Origin of the sequence: Undibacterium sp. Ji49W (genome assembly GCF_049340205.1) — a bacterium.
Lineage (GTDB): Bacteria > Pseudomonadota > Gammaproteobacteria > Burkholderiales > Burkholderiaceae_D > Undibacterium.
This window is the reverse complement of record NZ_JBMPOW010000033.1, coordinates 1-15,938: the sequence shown is the minus strand read 5'-3', so window position 1 is coordinate 15,938 and position 15,938 is coordinate 1. Positions and strand designations below refer to the sequence as shown.

The following is a 15,938-nucleotide window of genomic DNA, read 5'->3' as shown; positions in this document are numbered from 1 at the left end:
ATCAGGCAGTTCCCCCGACGGTCAGGCCCTCAATGCGCAGACTTGGCTGTCCTACGCCTACCGGCAGGCTTTGTCCTTCCTTGCCACAGACACCGACACCGGAATCAAGGCGCAGGTCATTGCCTATCATGCTGACATGGTTCAGCACTTCGGGGCCATTGCCGATCAGGGTTGCACCCTTGACCGGATAGGTGATCTTGCCGTTTTCTATCATATAGGCTTCACTGGCTGAAAAAACGAACTTACCATTCGTTATATCGACCTGCCCCCCACCAAAGTTGACGGCATACAAGCCATTTTTTACCGATGCCAGAATTTCTTCCGGGTCCTTGTCGCCAGCCAGCATATAGGTATTGGTCATGCGCGGCATCGGCAGGTGGGCAAAAGACTCGCGTCTGGCATTGCCGGTCACCGGCATTTTCATCAGACGGGCATTCATGGTGTCCTGCATATAGCCTTTCAGAATACCGTCTTCTATCAGTGTCGTGCACTGGGTAGGGTTGCCTTCATCATCCATGTTCAGTGAACCACGGCGGTTTTGCAAGGTGCCGTCATCGACCACGGTGACGCCCTTGGCCGCAACACGCTGGCCAATACGGCCCGAGAACGTACTGGAACCCTTGCGGTTAAAATCGCCTTCCAGACCATGGCCGATGGCTTCATGCAGCAACACGCCTGGCCAGCCAGGGCCAAGCACCACAGTCATCGGACCAGCCGGTGCCGGACGCGCATCCAGATTGACGAGGGCCGATTTCACGGCTTCATCCGCATATTTTTCCAGCAATACATCGGTGAAATAGGAATAATCATAACGGCCACCACCACCGCTGCTACCCATTTCACGACGACCATTCTGCTCTGCGATGACCGTTACAGAAACGCGTACCAATGGACGGATATCGGCAGCAATCACACCATCACTGCGCGCTACCAGTACGACATCATATTCACCGGCGACGCTGGCCATGACTTGCACGATGCGGGGATCTTTTGCACGGGCAATTTTTTCCAGACGTTCCAGCAGTTGCACTTTTTCGGTTGCGTCCAGCGAATTCAGCGGATCATCACGCAGATACAGGGCGCGGCCATTCAAACATTCCAGGCCTTGCAGGCTGGAGGCGACCTTGATCTTGCCTGCACCCTGGCGAGCTATGGTGCGGGTAGCCTTGGCGGCATCAAACAAGGCTTGCTCGGATATTTCGTCAGAGTAAGAAAAAGCAGTCTTGTCACCTGACACGGCACGCACGCCGACACCCTGATCAATGGAAAAACTGCCGGTCTTGACGATGCCTTCTTCCAGGCTCCAGCCTTCATTGCGGGTGAACTGGAAATACAGATCGGCGTAATCAACCTTGTGGCTGAACATGCTGGCCAGCACTTTACTGAGTTTGGATTCGTCCAGACCGAAAGGAGTCAGCAGGATATCGCGAGCGATGCTGAGATGGCTTAAAGCGGGATCATATGGAGTCATGGATAGCTTCTGAGTACAACAAATTAGAATGAATGGCGCAAATTACGCCCGATATCACATTGTAGAGCAATACGGGCTGTCTCTGTGGCCGCTCACAGTTTACGATGGCGCAAGGCAGGCAGGCTTTCACGTATGCTGGCAATCAAAGCTTCATCGATGTCACCACTGACGATGCCCTCGCCTTCTTCCTGCACGGCCAGTACCTTGCCCCAGGGGTCAATCAGCATGCTGTGACCCCAGGTACGGCGGCCATTCACATGCTTGCCACCTTGCCCACAGGCAAGTACATAACACTGATTTTCTATCGCCCTGGCACGCAACAGGATTTCCCAATGCGCCTGCCCTGTGGTGTAGGTAAATGCAGCAGGTACCACGATCAGCGAACAGGTGCCCAGCGCGCGAAATAATTCCGGGAAGCGCAAGTCATAACAGATGGACAAGGCAATCTGGCCAAAACCGGCATCAAAACTGCTAACTTGCTCACCAGCAACAATGGTGCGCGCTTCTTCATACGACTCTTCCCCTTTGCTGAAACCGAACAAATGGATTTTATCGTAACGCGCCACCTGTTCGCCTTGCGGGTTAAACACCAGCGTGGTGTTCAAGACCTTGCCGGGTTCTGCCGCTTTCAGTGGAATGGTGCCGCCTATCAGCCACACACCCAGGCTGCGGGCGGTTTCAGCCATAAAACTTTGCATGCTGCCGTGGCCGAATTCTTCGGCGACGCCGACCTTGTCGGTTTCATGCAAGCCCATCAAAGGCCAGTATTCGGGCAACAGCAACACTTTAGCGCCAGCGTCAGCCGCTTCTTGCATCAGGCGTTTTGCAGTAGCGATATTCTCTGCCACCACTGGTGTAGAAATCATTTGTATTGCAGCAATCTTCATCTCACCCTCATGTAGTTGTCACCCTGCCTACTGAACGGCAACGGGTTTGCGATTATTTTGTGCTTCGTCGCGATTATCTATCTTGGTCACTGTCGGTTCTTTCCAGGACCCGCTGATCTGGTATTCAAAAGTAAAGGCCTTGCTCAAAGGTTCACGCAAGAACAACTGAGCAAGAAAGGTGCCCAGACCAATCACCGGATTGACCGCCAAGCCATAAACCACGGATGCCGTACCCACATTCACGACCGGAATCACGGTGGCATGCAGGTTCTGCGATTCATGCACGATATCAGCATTTCCCTGCAAGAGCACGGTGGCGCTCACGCCCAGCATTTTCAGGTTATCGGTTTTTGCCACGCCCTGCTGTATCTGTGCAATACCGGCGATGGAGTCAAAGGCAAAGCCGTCAGAAAATACATCCCGGAAATCCAGTGTCAGGCGGCGCGGTAGCGACTGCATGCTCAACACGCCCAGCAACTTGGCAGCACCTGGGTCCACCTTCAAAAATTGCCCACTGGAAAGTACCAACTTGATCTGCCCGTTCATGCTCGGGATATCCATGGCGAAGGGCAAGCCGTTCCAGTGAACGTCACCTTCCAGCTTGCCGCGTCCACCGCGCAAGACATCGGCAAAACCCAGTCGTTCCAGCAACTTGCCGGCATTCGCCACATCCAGCACATAATTGAGCTGGGTACGGCCATCACCGCCTTGGCTGGCCCATTTGCCGCTGCCACTGAATTCTGCATCCGGGTTTTTCAGCAAGATTTTATTAATTTGCCATTCACGTCCGCTGTTGCTTTGCACTTGATTCACGGCTTGCAATTCCAGATAGCCCAGTTTTTTATTGAAGAGTTCAAAATTCTCCGCCACGATATCAAGCCCAGGTATCTGGGTAGTCGTGTTTTTACCTTCCAGTAATTCACTGACATCGGCCGCTGCCGATTGGGGAATGATGAGATTACTCAAGCGGGCCGTCACACTGCCCAGCCCCTGACCACCCGCACCTTCATTCCAGGTCAGATAGCCGGAAGCCTGATTCGAATGGATATTCGCCTGCCACACATTTTTTTGGTGCGTGACACCCACCACCACATTTTCCAGCTGTTTGCCTACGACATGCAGCTCTGAAGTCCGGGCAGCCATGGAAGTCGGCTCCAGATACGGGCTGAGATCAAGCTCCATGGTCTCTTTTTCAAGTCCGGCAGTCTGAACGACATTGGCTGCCTGTGCGCTGCTATTGTTTCCGCTGTTTCCATTGTTTCCGCCGTTGCCATTGCTGCTGGCAGCGGGTACGGCCAAACGTCGCCATTCATCAATATTCAGAGACTTGAGTTCGATATTGGCGCTAAGGCCACTGTCTGGTTCTGGTGCGGGTGCATTGACACCGATGCCGCCACGCAGCACCTGCCAGGGCGCAGCACCAGTCTTTTGGCGCAGGTAGCGGGCATTGATGGTATTACCCAGCGACACATGGATGTCATCACGCCAGACCTGGGCGTCATTGCTGGCCAGGGGCAGCATTTCAAAGCGCAGTGGCATGACTTCCATCGCACTTTTTTTCATCGGCGCGGGGAAATTCAATGCCAGCCCGCTCAGATTGGATTCGATCACGATCTCTGGCTGACGTTTTTTGACGTGGATGCTGGCGGTGTAACGCGTGCTGCCATTAATACGGTCACCCAGACGATCAACCATGGAAGCCGGCATGACCTTGCGCAAGCCTTCTGCCGTCATACTGCCATCCAGCCGTACCTTGACGCTATTGTCTTTCTGCGAGCCGCCACTGATCTGCACCCCGCTACCCAGCAAACTGCCCTTCAACGTGCCGAGATTGACACCGGTTTCATTAAATTCCAGCCTGCCATTCAGACCAGTTACCTGAGGTATGCCTGGCTGCAAGACCACATCGTTATTGGCAAACTGCAAAACGCCCTGCACCTTGGATTCAATCAGATGCTGCAACGGCAATTGCAATTTCAGCGACAGGGCCGCCGGGGCCGTGGATTTTGTCTCTTTCAGGAAATGCCCCAGCCAGCCACTGACCGGGCTGGCACCGACATAGCCCAGCATGTTTTGCAGGCTGCCATTGACTGTACCGTCAATATTCAGGATGCCATGATGGTGAGCCAGATCGGGAATCACCGCCTTGACCTTTTTCAGATCCACACCCAGGGTTCTTGCGGTGTCGCCGTTGATTTCCATCCTGGCTTTATCAAAAATAAAATTACCTTTGATATCTTCTATCACTGGCCACAGCGGGCGACCTTCTTCCGCCAGGGCACCGGCGGTAAAATCCAGCTTGCCACCGGTCAGGTTACCTTTGACAACGAATTCGCCCTTGGATGCACGCTTGCCGTCCGTGCTAACGAAAGGAAAATGAGCGAGATCGCCCTTGATGCGTATCGTCACATCATCTGCCCGGCCATCAAGGATGGAATTCAATAACCAGTGACGCAGGTCATCGGCAGCCACGGTAGGAATATAGCGATCCAGCTGTTTCAAATCAAACCCAGAAATACTGCCAGTCAAATCCACTTCACCCGGCTGTGCATCGGCACCGTGGCGCATGGACATGATGTGTTTGCCACTGAGCACAGCATGCATACCTTCTTGCTGGGCATCCATTTTATTGATCTGGAAAATCAGTTTATCCTGTGCCACAAACTGCCATTGCGCCTGCATCAGCAAACGCGAAAACGGCATCAGTGGATCCACAAAATAGCTGGACAGACGCAGCGACAGATCTTTGGAATCAAGGGTGAAATTACCCCCCTTGTCATTGGCTTCGATCTGTCCGGACAGGTTTTCAAAGCCGGGAATGGCCGGCACAGCTGCCTTGGCTGGCAATTGTGCCGTTTTGGCGCGTGCCAGTTGGGCCGGTTGTGCCTGCATGGACAGGTTAATAAACTGCCCCTTGATACTGTATGAGGCGACATCCGGATAACTGCCCTGCCATTTGGCGGTGAAATCCTTCAATTGCCCCTTGGGCGCAAAATCCACCAGCATCTGGCGCTGATCAACAGGCAGCGGCAAATGCTCGGCAAAATTGGCCAGGGTTTGCAAATCCAGGGTCTTGGCATACAGCTCCACCTTCTCAGGCTGACCTTTTTCGCCAGGTGTAAAGGTTTCCTTGATGCTGGTGGGTGGCAATTGCACGCCATCGCGGGTACGCATGGAAAAATCGATGAGCGAAATGCTATGGCCAGATTGACCAAACATCGATGTCAGATATTTCGCCTTCAGCGCCTGGTGTTCGCTGGCGATCAGACGACCACTGACGAGGGCCATGTCCAGTTCTGGCAGATCAGCGCGAAATTTGCCTTCGACATCCGCCAGACTGAGGTCTGCAGTCAAATCAGTCACACGGCCTTTTTCCAGGCGCAGCCATGAACGTACCGAACCATAGCCTTTTTTGACATCGGCTGGATAATCCACATAAGCCTTCAGCGCAGGCAAATCGGCACGCCGCACATCGGCATACAGTTCACCCGACCACAGGGAAAAATCAGATACCCTTTTGGCAAATACCGGATGCTGGAAATCACCACGGATATCCATTGGGGTAGACAAGTTGACGGGCGGTGTCGCCTTCAGGGCAAAGCGGTGATGACGCCACTGGTTTTGCAAGACAAAACTGACATCCGGCAAATTCAACGCTGGGGCATTGCGCAACTTGTCGGTCCAGCGCACAGCACCATTGCGTATCACAATTTCGCGCTGCGACAAGACCCAGTCCATGCCCTGACCTTTGCTCTCGGCCGCCGGGTCGATCAAAAATCCACCAACAAAGAACTTGCCGTCGGCTTCACGCGCCACATCCAGCGCTGGTTTTTCAACCACAATGCGTTCAAAACGCAGGTCTGCTACCGCCAGTGTCCACCAGGACAGTGTAGCGGACACCTGCGGCAGCGTCAGTGCCGCTACGCCCTTGGCATCGCGCAGTACTACATTGTCCAGCACCAGTTGCGGATTCAGGCCCTGCCACGACGCGTGCAAGTCAGCAATTTGCAATTGCCGCCCCAGCGATGCCGAGATCATTTTCTCGATATCCGGCTTGTAGCTGTTCACATTCGGCAAGACGACATAGCGCAACACCAGCACCAGGGCGCAAAACAGGAAATACAGCAGCAGCAGGAATTTCAGCGTAAAGCGCAGCCCCCGGCCACAGGTGCGCCAGGTAAAACCACAAAACCACCAGAAACGGTTGGGCTGTGCGCTTTCTTCCGCCTTTGCGGCATTAGCAATGTGTACTTGTTCTTCCTGAGTCATTGCTAAATTTCAATCTGTAGAGAAGTCGTACCTGAAGTTAACTCTGCCCAATTGTTATCCCTTTGTCTTGCCATAAAACCCATAACAGGGATGACACTTACTGCTAACGTCAACTCGCGGGCTATAAATAACGAAAAGCCCTTTATTTTCAACATGTCAACTGCTCTGGCATTTTGTCTCTGATCCTTATCGCCCTACCCACCATGCCCTGGTCGGGCGCACTGGTCTGGTTGGCGACGCTCTAATACTTTCTTATACTTTCTTATACTTTTTCATACTCCACCGGAGTATAAATATATTTATGTTCGTTTGCACTACGGGCGATTCAGGTTCTTGCACCGCATACTGCACCAACAAGGCGCAGATCGCTTAAAATCCATGTCATCCTTGGCTAACGATGCCCCATTATGACTGCAAGCCCTTCCCCGGACGCCGAAATACTTCAGGCTTCCCGCTTTTTCTCCAATTGGCTTTCCGCAGATGCCAGCCGAAAACCGCTTTTACAGCAAGTTTCTGAATTATCCTTGAGACCAGAGGGTTTTGCGCAGTTTTTACAAAAAGAAATATGCACTGGCATATCTCTTAACAAAGCCATGCGCCGTTTGCGCAATCTGGTGATCTGTTCTCTCATCAAACGCGATCTCTGTGGACAGGCAGATATGGATGAGGTAGTCACCACCATCAGCCAGTTTGCCGATTTTGTCGTCCAGCAGCATTTGCAGGCCATTGACGCCGACATGCAAGCCATGCATGGTGTTCCCATCGGTGAAGAAAGCGGTGCCGAACAGGCCTTGATCGTGCTGGGCATGGGCAAGCTCGGTGGTTTTGAGTTGAATGTCTCTTCTGACATCGATTTAATCTTTTGCTATGCCGAAGATGGCGAAACCCGGGTGCAGGACGCCACCCAGCGCAGCCTGTCCAATCATGAATACTTCAGCCGCCTGGGTAAAAAACTGATCGCTGCCATTTCTGAAGTGACTGAAGACGGTTTCAGCTTCCGTGTCGACATGGCCCTGCGTCCCAATGGGGCATCTGGCCCGCTGGTTGCCAGTTTCAACATGATAGAAGAATATTTCCTGATCCAGGGCCGGGAATGGGAACGCTATGCCTGGGTCAAGGCACGTGCCATGACGGGCCAACCTGGCGATATTGCGGCACTGGAAAAAATTATCCGGCCTTTTGTGTACAGGCGTTATCTCGATTACGGCGCGATTGATTCCCTGCGTTCCATGCATGCCCAGATCAGGGCCGAAGTCGTGCGGCAGGAAACCAAGCACCCGGAACGCAGCAATAATGTCAAACTGGGCCGGGGCGGTATCCGCGAGGTTGAATTTCTGGCGCAGGTGTTCCAGCTCATCCGTGGCGGACGCGATGTCAGCCTGCGCGACCGCTCCACCCGCAAGACTTTGCAGACCCTGGCCGACAAGGGCATCCTGGATGCGGCCATAGTCGAACGCCTGCTAATTTCTTACACCTTCCTGCGCAACCTTGAACATCGCCTGCAATATCTGGATGATGCCCAGACCCATACCTTCCCCGTGCGTGAAGAAGACCAGCAGCGAATCGCCTGCATGATGGGTTGTACCAGCGTAGCCGGTTTGCTGGAACAATTACGACCACACCGTGAATTCATTGCCGAACAGTTTGATGCAATTTTCCGCGACAAGGCCAAGAATAATAGCGAGACTGAACAAGGCATGCTGGCCATCAGCCTGTCCGGCCCGGACAGCGATGAACTGATTGCAGCACATCTGTCTGGTCTCGGTTTTTCTGGCAGCGATGCCACCGCCATCACGCAAAGGTTGACGGCGACCTGGCAATCGCCCAAGGTACAGGCCTTGTCAGAAGCCAGCCGCAACAAGCTGGTGGCGCTGGTGAATAATGCACTGAACATCATCGCCCGCCAAAGCACTAACCAGTTACTGGCCTGGAGCCGGTTGCTGGATTTCATGGAAACCATCGCCCGTCGCGCCGCCTACCTGGCACTGCTGACCGAATACCCGCATGCACTGGCACGTGTCATACGCATGATGGCTGCCAGCGACTGGGCCGCCAAGTTCCTGAGCCGCCACCCTATCCTGCTGGATGAACTGCTGGATGAATCCTCCCTCCATCAACGCCCCGACTGGGCAGCCTTCCGGCTCGATCTGCAACATCATCTGGACCAGCATCAGGGTGATACCGAAAGGCAGATGGAAACCCTGCGCGAAATGCATCATGCGCTGCAATTCCGTTTGCTAGCGCAGGATCTGGAAGGCCAGTTGAGTGTCGAACATCTGGCGGATGAATTGTCACAACTGGCCGATATCATCGTCGCCGCCGTCCTGCAATCCGCCTGGAAAACCATCGCCAGCCGGCACCGGCCTGAGCCGCGTTTTGCCGTCATCGCCTATGGCAAACAGGGCGGCAAGGAACTGGGTTACGCATCCGATCTGGATGTCATTTTCCTGTATGAAGATGAGGACCAGGAAGCCCCGGCCAATTATGCAAAACTGGCGCAACGCTTCATTACCTGGATGACCAGCCACACCCCGGCCGGCATCCTGTTTGATATCGATATCGCCCTACGCCCGGACGGCGCCAGTGGCTTGCTGGTATCGTCCGTTGCGTCCTTTGCCCGCTATCAGGAACAATCTGCCTGGCTATGGGAACACCAGGCCCTGACACGCGCCCGCTTCTGCGCTGGCGATGCCGCCATCGGTGCCCAGTTTGAACAGATACGCGAGCAGGTCTTGCGCCAGCAAAGGGATGACGAACAGCTGCGCAGTGAAGTCATCAATATGCGCAAGAAAATGCGCGATGCCAATGTCAATCGCAGTGATCTGTTTGATCTCAAGCAGGATGCCGGCGGCATGATAGACATAGAATTTATCGTGCAATACCTGGTCCTGAAATACGCCAGACAGTATCCGGAACTGACAGCCAACAAAGGCAATATTGCCCTGTTGATACGCTGCGGTGAACTGGGTCTGATTGATGCAGGGCTGGCGAATCAGACTGCCGTCGCCTACCGCCTGTTCCGTAAATTACAGCACGGGATACGCCTGCAAGGCGAAGACCGCGCCCGGGTGGAGCCGGAAATGGTCAGCAAAGAAGCCCAGGCGACCAAAGCTTTATGGGATAGTTTGCTGGCCTAGGTGCAAAAAAAATGATCATGCCATCCAGAGTAAACTTTGGATGGCATGATCTGCACACAGGCGCGCGAGAATATTTTCTCTCGGACTGCCCTACACTTAAGGACGTGAACCGACAACCTCAACCGTCACGCGACGATTTTTAGCGCGGCCTTCACTGGTCTTGTTATCAGCAATCGGCTGGGTTTCGCCCTTACCTTCGGTATAGACGCGTGACGCATCAATCCCTTTGGTAATCAGGTAAGCCTTGACGGCTTCAGCGCGACGGATAGACAGTTTCTGATTGTAGTCATCACTACCTATCGAATCAGTGTGACCGACGGTAATCATCACTTCCGTATTCATACCCTGTAGTTTGCTCAACAAATCATCGAGCGCCTGCTTGCCTGCGGGTTTGACAATGGATTTATCGAAATCAAACAATGCCTCTGCACTGAAGGTGACCTTTTCAGACACTGGTTGCGGTCTTGGTGGTGGCGGTACATTGCGAACGACAGGTGCCGGTGCTGGCTCCATGACTGGTGCAGGTGTCGGTGGTGCGATATAGGATACCGGCCTTGCATAAGCTGGCTTGCCCAATTTGTAGACGAGACTGATGGAATAAAAATCCACATCGCCACGATTACCTACTGCATCGTTGACACGATAACGCTCTGCTTCACCACGCATGGCCAGTGCTTCGGTAAATTTATATTCCAGACCAAGCCCGACTTTGGGATTCAGCTTTTTCTCGCTGGGATTAGGGTTGGTGACTGCATACAGACGATTGCCGGTGAAATGCGCATCTGCCCTGGTGTAATTGGCACCAATGCGTCCCAGCAGGGAAAATCGTTCCGACAAGGGTAGTTGCCCGACCAGATCGAGATTGAAGCCACGAAAGCCAACTTCACCACTGATGGCACCTGGCGGCGTGGTGGTGGCATCAAACCCGAATTTTCCCAGATCATAATACCCGCCCTCGATGGCAAAGTATTTATTCATCTGCTTGCCCAGAAACAGCTTGTACGCCGTATCACGTTCGCTGGTACGGAAGTTGACATTGCTGGCACCGTTATCCATCAGGCTGCGTGTCAGGGTATCTTTATCGATCGTGGCTTTCGCCCGACCAGCACCGCCGCCAATATACCAGGCGCTATCTGCCCAGTCCGGGTTGGTCCAGGGTTCATCGGCTTGTGCCAGTTGGCTGGCAAGCAGCGCACAGGCAAACAAGTTAAGTGTAATTACATTTTTTGGCAGCGCCATGTGTTTCTCCTGAAGAAATGACTGAAATAGGATGAAAGGGAGTGACATCAGCCCTTTCATTTACCCATGAATTATTTAACGTGCAATCACGTTATTTTTAAGAGTCACTGCACTACCCGACAGAACCCGGCCATTTTGCAATGTTGCCGTGTCGCCCATTGTGATGCCGGCAGATTGCGCCATGATGCTTCCCTTGAATACACTGTTTGCACCCAGCGTCGTGGCTGCAACCGGTACCCAGAACACACTGCTGGCAGTTGCACCGCCTGTTAAGGTAACAATCGAATTCGCCGTCGTATTTAGCGTCGAACTGCTGCGGAACAGATACAGGCCTGCGCCATTCATGGTAAAGGTGCCTGTGATGTTGATTGCACCCGCATAGCAATACACACCAGGGGTAAAGGTTTGCCCACCCAGATCAATGCCACTGGCAGAGCTGGAAGTGCAGGTGCGGCTATTCGCATCCGCAATCGCCACCTGCAAGTCAGCCAGGGCCGTGTTCAGAATTGCACCTGATTTGTAGTTAATGAAACCGGCAGTCTGCACCGGGTCCACAATCTGCGATGGTGAACCTATGTCACCACTGATTAGGGTAGTACCGCCAGAATTATTGGTGATCGATGTACCTCCCAGTACCGCAAAACTGGTCGCACCGCCCAGATTAATGCCGGCAATTGGTGCCACCGTGACAGTAAAGGTAGTTGTCGTTGTAAGCGCTCCTTGCGTAGCAGAGATATTTGTTACACCAGGTGCAATAGCAACTACCTGCCCGGTGGACGATACACTCGCAACGCCATTTGCACTGGAAAGCCAGATGACCGTGGTGTTGATGTTATTGGTCGTCGCATTTGAGTAGTTGCCGGTCGCGATGAACTGTTGCGATGCGCCGACTGTTGCACTAGCATTGGCTGGCGTCAAAGTGATACTGCTGAGTGTCACGACAGGTGTCACCGTGAAACCGGTCGAACCAGTCTTGCCTGACAGATTAGCTGCAATCGAAGTCGTGCCACCTGACAAGCCATTCGCCACACCATTTACAGATACGCTGGCAATCGCCGAATTGGCCGATGCCCAGGTCACTGCATTGCTGATATTGAGGCTACTGCCATCGGCAAAACTACCGGTAGCGACAAAGTTCTGTGTACCACCTATACCTATGGTGGGATTACCCGGCGTCACAGCAATCGAATTTAATGCCGCTACCGGCAAGACATTGATGGTAGCAGAGCCAGATTTCGTACCGGATATGGCCACAACAGGTGCACTACCTGCCGCGACCGCGCTGACCAGACCATTTGCAGAGACGGTAGCAACCGGGCTGGCACCTGAAGTCCAGGTGACGGAATTGGTGATGACAGCAGTACTACCATCGGAATAATTGCCCGTCGCGACCAGACTTTGCGTTGCACCGACAGTAATATTATTGTTGGCAGGCGTGACCGTAATCGAGGTCAGTGCCGTACCTGACAAGACAGTCAGTGTTGATGACGCCGATTTTCCCGCAGAACTTGCTGTGATAATTGTGGTACCTGCGGATATGCCCGTGGCAACACCTGAAGACAGGATAGTTGCAATCGGTGTAGTGCCAGAACTCCAGGTGACAGAATTCGTAATATTCACATTACTGCCATCAGAGTAGGTACCGGTCGCTACAAATGCCTGGGTTGATCCGACTGCCAGATTCGCACTTGAAGGTGTAATAGCGATGGAGTTCAAGGTAACCGGCGCTATCACCACCAATGAAGCAGAGGCTGTCTTGCTGCCCAGGCTTGCAGTGACGAGCGCATTCCCGGTGCTGATGGCGTTAGCCAGACCATTCGGCAAGACTGTTGCGATCAATGGTGAGCTGGTGGTCCACGTCACGCCATTGCTGATATTGGCTGTCGTCCCATCAGAATAATTGCCGCTGGCAAGATATTGCTGCGTGCTGCCGACTGCAAGATTGGCATTGACCGGTGTAACAGTAATCGAAGTCAGTAACGCCGAGCTGACATTAACCGTGGTCGTCGTGCTGATACCGTTAAAGCTTGCGGTAATAATCGATGTTCCACTCGCGATCGCAGTCACAAAACCATTGCTGGCCGCTGTAGTCGAAACTGTCGCGATAGCTGGTGTCGCCGAAGAAAAACTACTGCTGGCAGTCACATTGACGCTGCTGCCATCCGTGTATTTTGCAGTCACAGTCAGTTGCTGCGTGGTACCGATTTGCATGGGCGGATTGGCCGGAGTCAAAGCGATGGACGCCAGACCGGCACCTGTCACAGTGAGCTTGGTACTGGCCGTCGTTGTGCCCGATACAGCAGTAACGGTAGATGAACCGATAGCCACGCCCGTTGCCAAGCCCGTGCTGGTAATGGTTGCAAAGGCAGGCGATGCTGAAGTGAAAGTCGAAATCGCCGAGATGTCACTGGTGGTGCCATCAGAGTAAGTGCCCATGGCCTGAAACTTTTGTGTGCCACCGACCGCGATAGATGGATTGGCAGGAAGCAAGCTAATCGATTGCAGCGTTGCCGGAGAGACCGTCAACGTTGCCGAAGCAGTTTTACCTCCAAAACTGGCAGATATCACAGAGCTGCCATTCACCACACCTTTGGCGACACCGGTATTACTGACTACAGTTGCTACAGCGGGAGTGGCAGAAGTCCAGGACGATGTTGCCGTCACATCGCGCGAAGCGCCGTCAGCATAAGTTGCCGTCGCCACAAATTGTTGCATGCCACCACTTGCTACCGTAGCAGTCACTGGACTGACCGTCAGCGTTGACAAGGTGGCTGATGGTAAGCCTAAAATTGGATCACCACCACCGCCGCCGCAACCGGCAACCAGTGATGTGATGAGCATTGCGGACACGCATGCAAGCGGCCTCAGGTAGCGCTGTAGGATATTCATTTTTGCCTTTTTTTCAGGTGAGTCCGGTGCCGAGCAATTTCGGTGTGACCGCCATGCATTGTTCTTGTGTTGTTACCGACGACGACCTGAGGTGAAATCTCTTTTCAGAGTTGGTTTCACATATGGGAGGCAATCTTTATCAGTGTGTACTTTGACAGGCGATCAAGTGTTGTAGGTTTGATGGCCGTATCAAGTGTTACTTATCCCCCTTTCCAAGCCCTTGATCTGTGCGATAGCACACTGAACTGCCATTGAATTAACTTAAACAACACATTTTGGAAAAGACTGCGAAATGAAGCGAATGGAGAGGAATAGCTGAAGGGATAGTGTGTCGCCAGCGATGAGAGGATGGGACAAAAAATTGAAATCAACGCCGCCGTGATGGCTGCGCCAAACAAAACAGGCACGCTTCAAAGCGTGCCTGTTTGGGAAATACGGTACTTATATTAGCTATGACTTGTAGATACCACAGCCGATGATCGTGCCATCATCAAGTTTTTCTATATAGGTGGATTTATGTTCTATCGCCTTCGTCTGTGGATGCGGCCATTTGTAATCTACCCACCCCTTGCCCTTCTTGCTGGCAAGCTCTAAAAATTCGCGAATGAAATATTTATTGTCCGAATCTTTCAGGTCAGCCAGATTTTTTCCCAGCAGTTTGGCATTGGCACCATGCGCCAGAGTTTTGCCCGTGGCATCAAATACAAACAGGTACAAATCCCTGTCAACAAACTGCCCCTTGGGATCATTGAAAGCGGTATAGGCAGACTCTGTGCCATTCGCCTTGATGAAATCCTTGCCCTTTTTGACCAGGGCAATCGCCTCTTCGGCGCTACCACGATCACCTGCGGCCATAGCTGGCGACAAAGACAACAAGGCACTTACAAAAACCAGGCAAACCAACATAATTCGTCGCATAGCAGTCTCCATTGGGGTAAGGATTTTATCCTACCCCCCGAATTACCCAAAAGCAAATAAATCGTTTTGCGCTTGCACAATATGGCGTTGCTGTATTACGAAAAGTTGGCATTTTCAAAACCATGTGATTTTCAACGAAATCGACATGTCAAGCCAGCACATCCAGCCCCTTGCGATCCACCAAATTCAGCAATTTAAGCGAAGGACCATTGGGGTGCTTTTGACCCTGCTCCCACTTTTGTACCGTCGAAGGGCTAGTGTTGAGGTATGCAGCAAACACCGCCTGGCTAGCTTTGACGCGCAAACGCAAATGCTTGATCTGCTCAGCCGTATAATCTTGTACCGGTGACAGGCACAAGACATCAAATTCCCGCATGGTAGTTGTGTCCATTACGCCGGCAGAATGCAATCCCTGCGCTGTACCGTGCAACACATCGAGTAATTTGTCATGTTTGCTCATTGTTCACCTCTACGAGTTCCTGCGCTCGTATCGCTTTATTCAGCGTTTTACGATCGTACTTCATCAATTCTGATGCCAGCAGTTTCAATGCCTGCAATTCCTTGTCACCGATATTGTCGCGCTGGTTCTTGGCAAAGCCGTATAGGAAAAACGCCTTGTCATTAAGTTTAAAACCCAGAATTGTACGCACGCCACCGCTCTTGCCACGCCCACCTACGGCAACCCTTTTCTTGACAACCTGTCCTCCCAGGTGAGCATCAATTAATCCTTGCTCCATTTCAGCAACTGCTGCACATAGTGCCTGTTCTGGCACACCTTCTTTTGCCGCCCAACGGGCAAACCATTTCGTCAAGAAGATTTGCATGTCATAGGATATCTTTGTAATGAAAATATAATATAGCACCTAGTGCTATGCCGCGCAACACTAATCGATTTGCAGTTATCTCCCCCATCAGGTCAGCCCCCCCCTCAAACCGGCATAAACCTCGCCAAATACTCAGGCGAATTAATAAACTGCCCGATAAGCGTCACCGCATCCGTCCCCGACTGCGCCAGCAACTGATTGAAGGTTGCTGCATCCGGTGCATGACCCAGCAGCCCGATATAATCCAGCGTCAGCGAGACCTTGGATTGGGAACTGGCCTTGAACTCTGTCGACTCTGTAAAGC

10 protein-coding genes are annotated in these 15,938 nt (G+C 52.7%); 1 reads left to right on the top strand and 9 read right to left on the bottom strand.

Features of this window, described 5'->3' with window-relative positions:
- Nucleotide 1 precedes the first annotated feature (1 nt).
- The 3 genes from tldD to ACO0LK_RS26605 all read right to left on the bottom strand — a co-directional run bounded on the left by tldD (nt 2) and on the right by ACO0LK_RS26605 (nt 6,627).
- Complete coding sequence (tldD, locus tag ACO0LK_RS26615; protein WP_422980545.1) at nt 2-1,471, bottom strand: metalloprotease TldD; 1,470 nt, start codon at nt 1,469-1,471, stop codon at nt 2-4.
- A 92-nt stretch (nt 1,472-1,563) separates the two neighbouring features.
- Nucleotides 1,564-2,358 carry a carbon-nitrogen hydrolase family protein gene (locus ACO0LK_RS26610; protein ID WP_422980544.1) on the bottom strand — a complete coding sequence of 265 codons (795 nt, stop codon included), beginning with the start codon at nt 2,356-2,358 and terminating at the stop codon, nt 1,564-1,566.
- Nucleotides 2,359-2,385: 27 nt separating this feature from the next.
- Complete coding sequence (locus ACO0LK_RS26605; protein ID WP_422980542.1) at nt 2,386-6,627, bottom strand: YhdP family protein; 4,242 nt, start codon at nt 6,625-6,627, stop codon at nt 2,386-2,388.
- Between the two features lie 407 nt (nt 6,628-7,034).
- Between ACO0LK_RS26605 and glnE the strand changes: the two genes are divergently transcribed.
- The gene (glnE, locus tag ACO0LK_RS26600) at nt 7,035-9,764 is read left to right on the top strand and encodes a bifunctional [glutamate--ammonia ligase]-adenylyl-L-tyrosine phosphorylase/[glutamate--ammonia-ligase] adenylyltransferase (RefSeq protein WP_422980540.1); all 2,730 of its coding nucleotides are present in this window, start codon (nt 7,035-7,037) and stop codon (nt 9,762-9,764) included.
- A gap of 96 nt (nt 9,765-9,860) precedes the next feature.
- Here the strand turns inward: glnE and ACO0LK_RS26595 are convergent, their stop codons facing one another.
- From ACO0LK_RS26595 to ACO0LK_RS26570, 6 genes are all read right to left on the bottom strand, one after another.
- Nucleotides 9,861-11,003 carry an OmpA family protein gene (locus tag ACO0LK_RS26595; protein ID WP_422980538.1) on the bottom strand — a complete coding sequence of 381 codons (1,143 nt, stop codon included), beginning with the start codon at nt 11,001-11,003 and terminating at the stop codon, nt 9,861-9,863.
- Between the two features lie 75 nt (nt 11,004-11,078).
- Entirely contained in the window at nt 11,079-13,844 is a 2,766-nt protein-coding gene (locus ACO0LK_RS26590; protein WP_422980536.1) for a beta strand repeat-containing protein, read from the bottom strand.
- A gap of 498 nt (nt 13,845-14,342) precedes the next feature.
- The gene (locus tag ACO0LK_RS26585; protein ID WP_422980534.1) at nt 14,343-14,810 is read right to left on the bottom strand and encodes a cache domain-containing protein; all 468 of its coding nucleotides are present in this window, start codon (nt 14,808-14,810) and stop codon (nt 14,343-14,345) included.
- Nucleotides 14,811-14,958: 148 nt separating this feature from the next.
- Nucleotides 14,959-15,270 (bottom strand): helix-turn-helix domain-containing protein, encoded by a 312-nt coding sequence (locus ACO0LK_RS26580; RefSeq protein ID WP_422980532.1) that lies wholly within the window; start codon nt 15,268-15,270, stop codon nt 14,959-14,961.
- Nucleotides 15,257-15,634: a type II toxin-antitoxin system RelE/ParE family toxin gene (locus tag ACO0LK_RS26575; RefSeq protein WP_422980530.1), complete on the bottom strand. Its 378-nt coding sequence runs from the start codon at nt 15,632-15,634 to the stop codon at nt 15,257-15,259. The genes ACO0LK_RS26580 and ACO0LK_RS26575 overlap by 14 nt, the downstream gene beginning before the upstream one ends.
- 104 nt (nt 15,635-15,738) lie before the next feature.
- Nucleotides 15,739-15,938 (bottom strand): hypothetical protein (locus tag ACO0LK_RS26570; protein ID WP_422971835.1); only part of this gene is annotated, 200 nt, incomplete at its 5' end.

What these genes read in the sequence shown, in the direction of transcription:
- tldD (WP_422980545.1), bottom strand. Translation starts at nt 1,471, where the DNA reads ATGACTCCATATGATCCCGCTTTAAGCCATCTCAGCATCGCTCGCGAT.
- ACO0LK_RS26610 (WP_422980544.1), bottom strand. Translation starts at nt 2,358, where the DNA reads ATGAAGATTGCTGCAATACAAATGATTTCTACACCAGTGGTGGCAGAG.
- ACO0LK_RS26605 (WP_422980542.1), bottom strand. Translation starts at nt 6,627, where the DNA reads ATGACTCAGGAAGAACAAGTACACATTGCTAATGCCGCAAAGGCGGAA.
- glnE (WP_422980540.1), top strand. Translation starts at nt 7,035, where the DNA reads ATGACTGCAAGCCCTTCCCCGGACGCCGAAATACTTCAGGCTTCCCGC.
- ACO0LK_RS26595 (WP_422980538.1), bottom strand. Translation starts at nt 11,003, where the DNA reads ATGGCGCTGCCAAAAAATGTAATTACACTTAACTTGTTTGCCTGTGCG.
- ACO0LK_RS26590 (WP_422980536.1), bottom strand. Translation starts at nt 13,844, where the DNA reads ATGCTCATCACATCACTGGTTGCCGGTTGCGGCGGCGGTGGTGGTGAT.
- ACO0LK_RS26585 (WP_422980534.1), bottom strand. Translation starts at nt 14,810, where the DNA reads ATGCGACGAATTATGTTGGTTTGCCTGGTTTTTGTAAGTGCCTTGTTG.
- ACO0LK_RS26580 (WP_422980532.1), bottom strand. Translation starts at nt 15,270, where the DNA reads ATGAGCAAACATGACAAATTACTCGATGTGTTGCACGGTACAGCGCAG.
- ACO0LK_RS26575 (WP_422980530.1), bottom strand. Translation starts at nt 15,634, where the DNA reads ATGCAAATCTTCTTGACGAAATGGTTTGCCCGTTGGGCGGCAAAAGAA.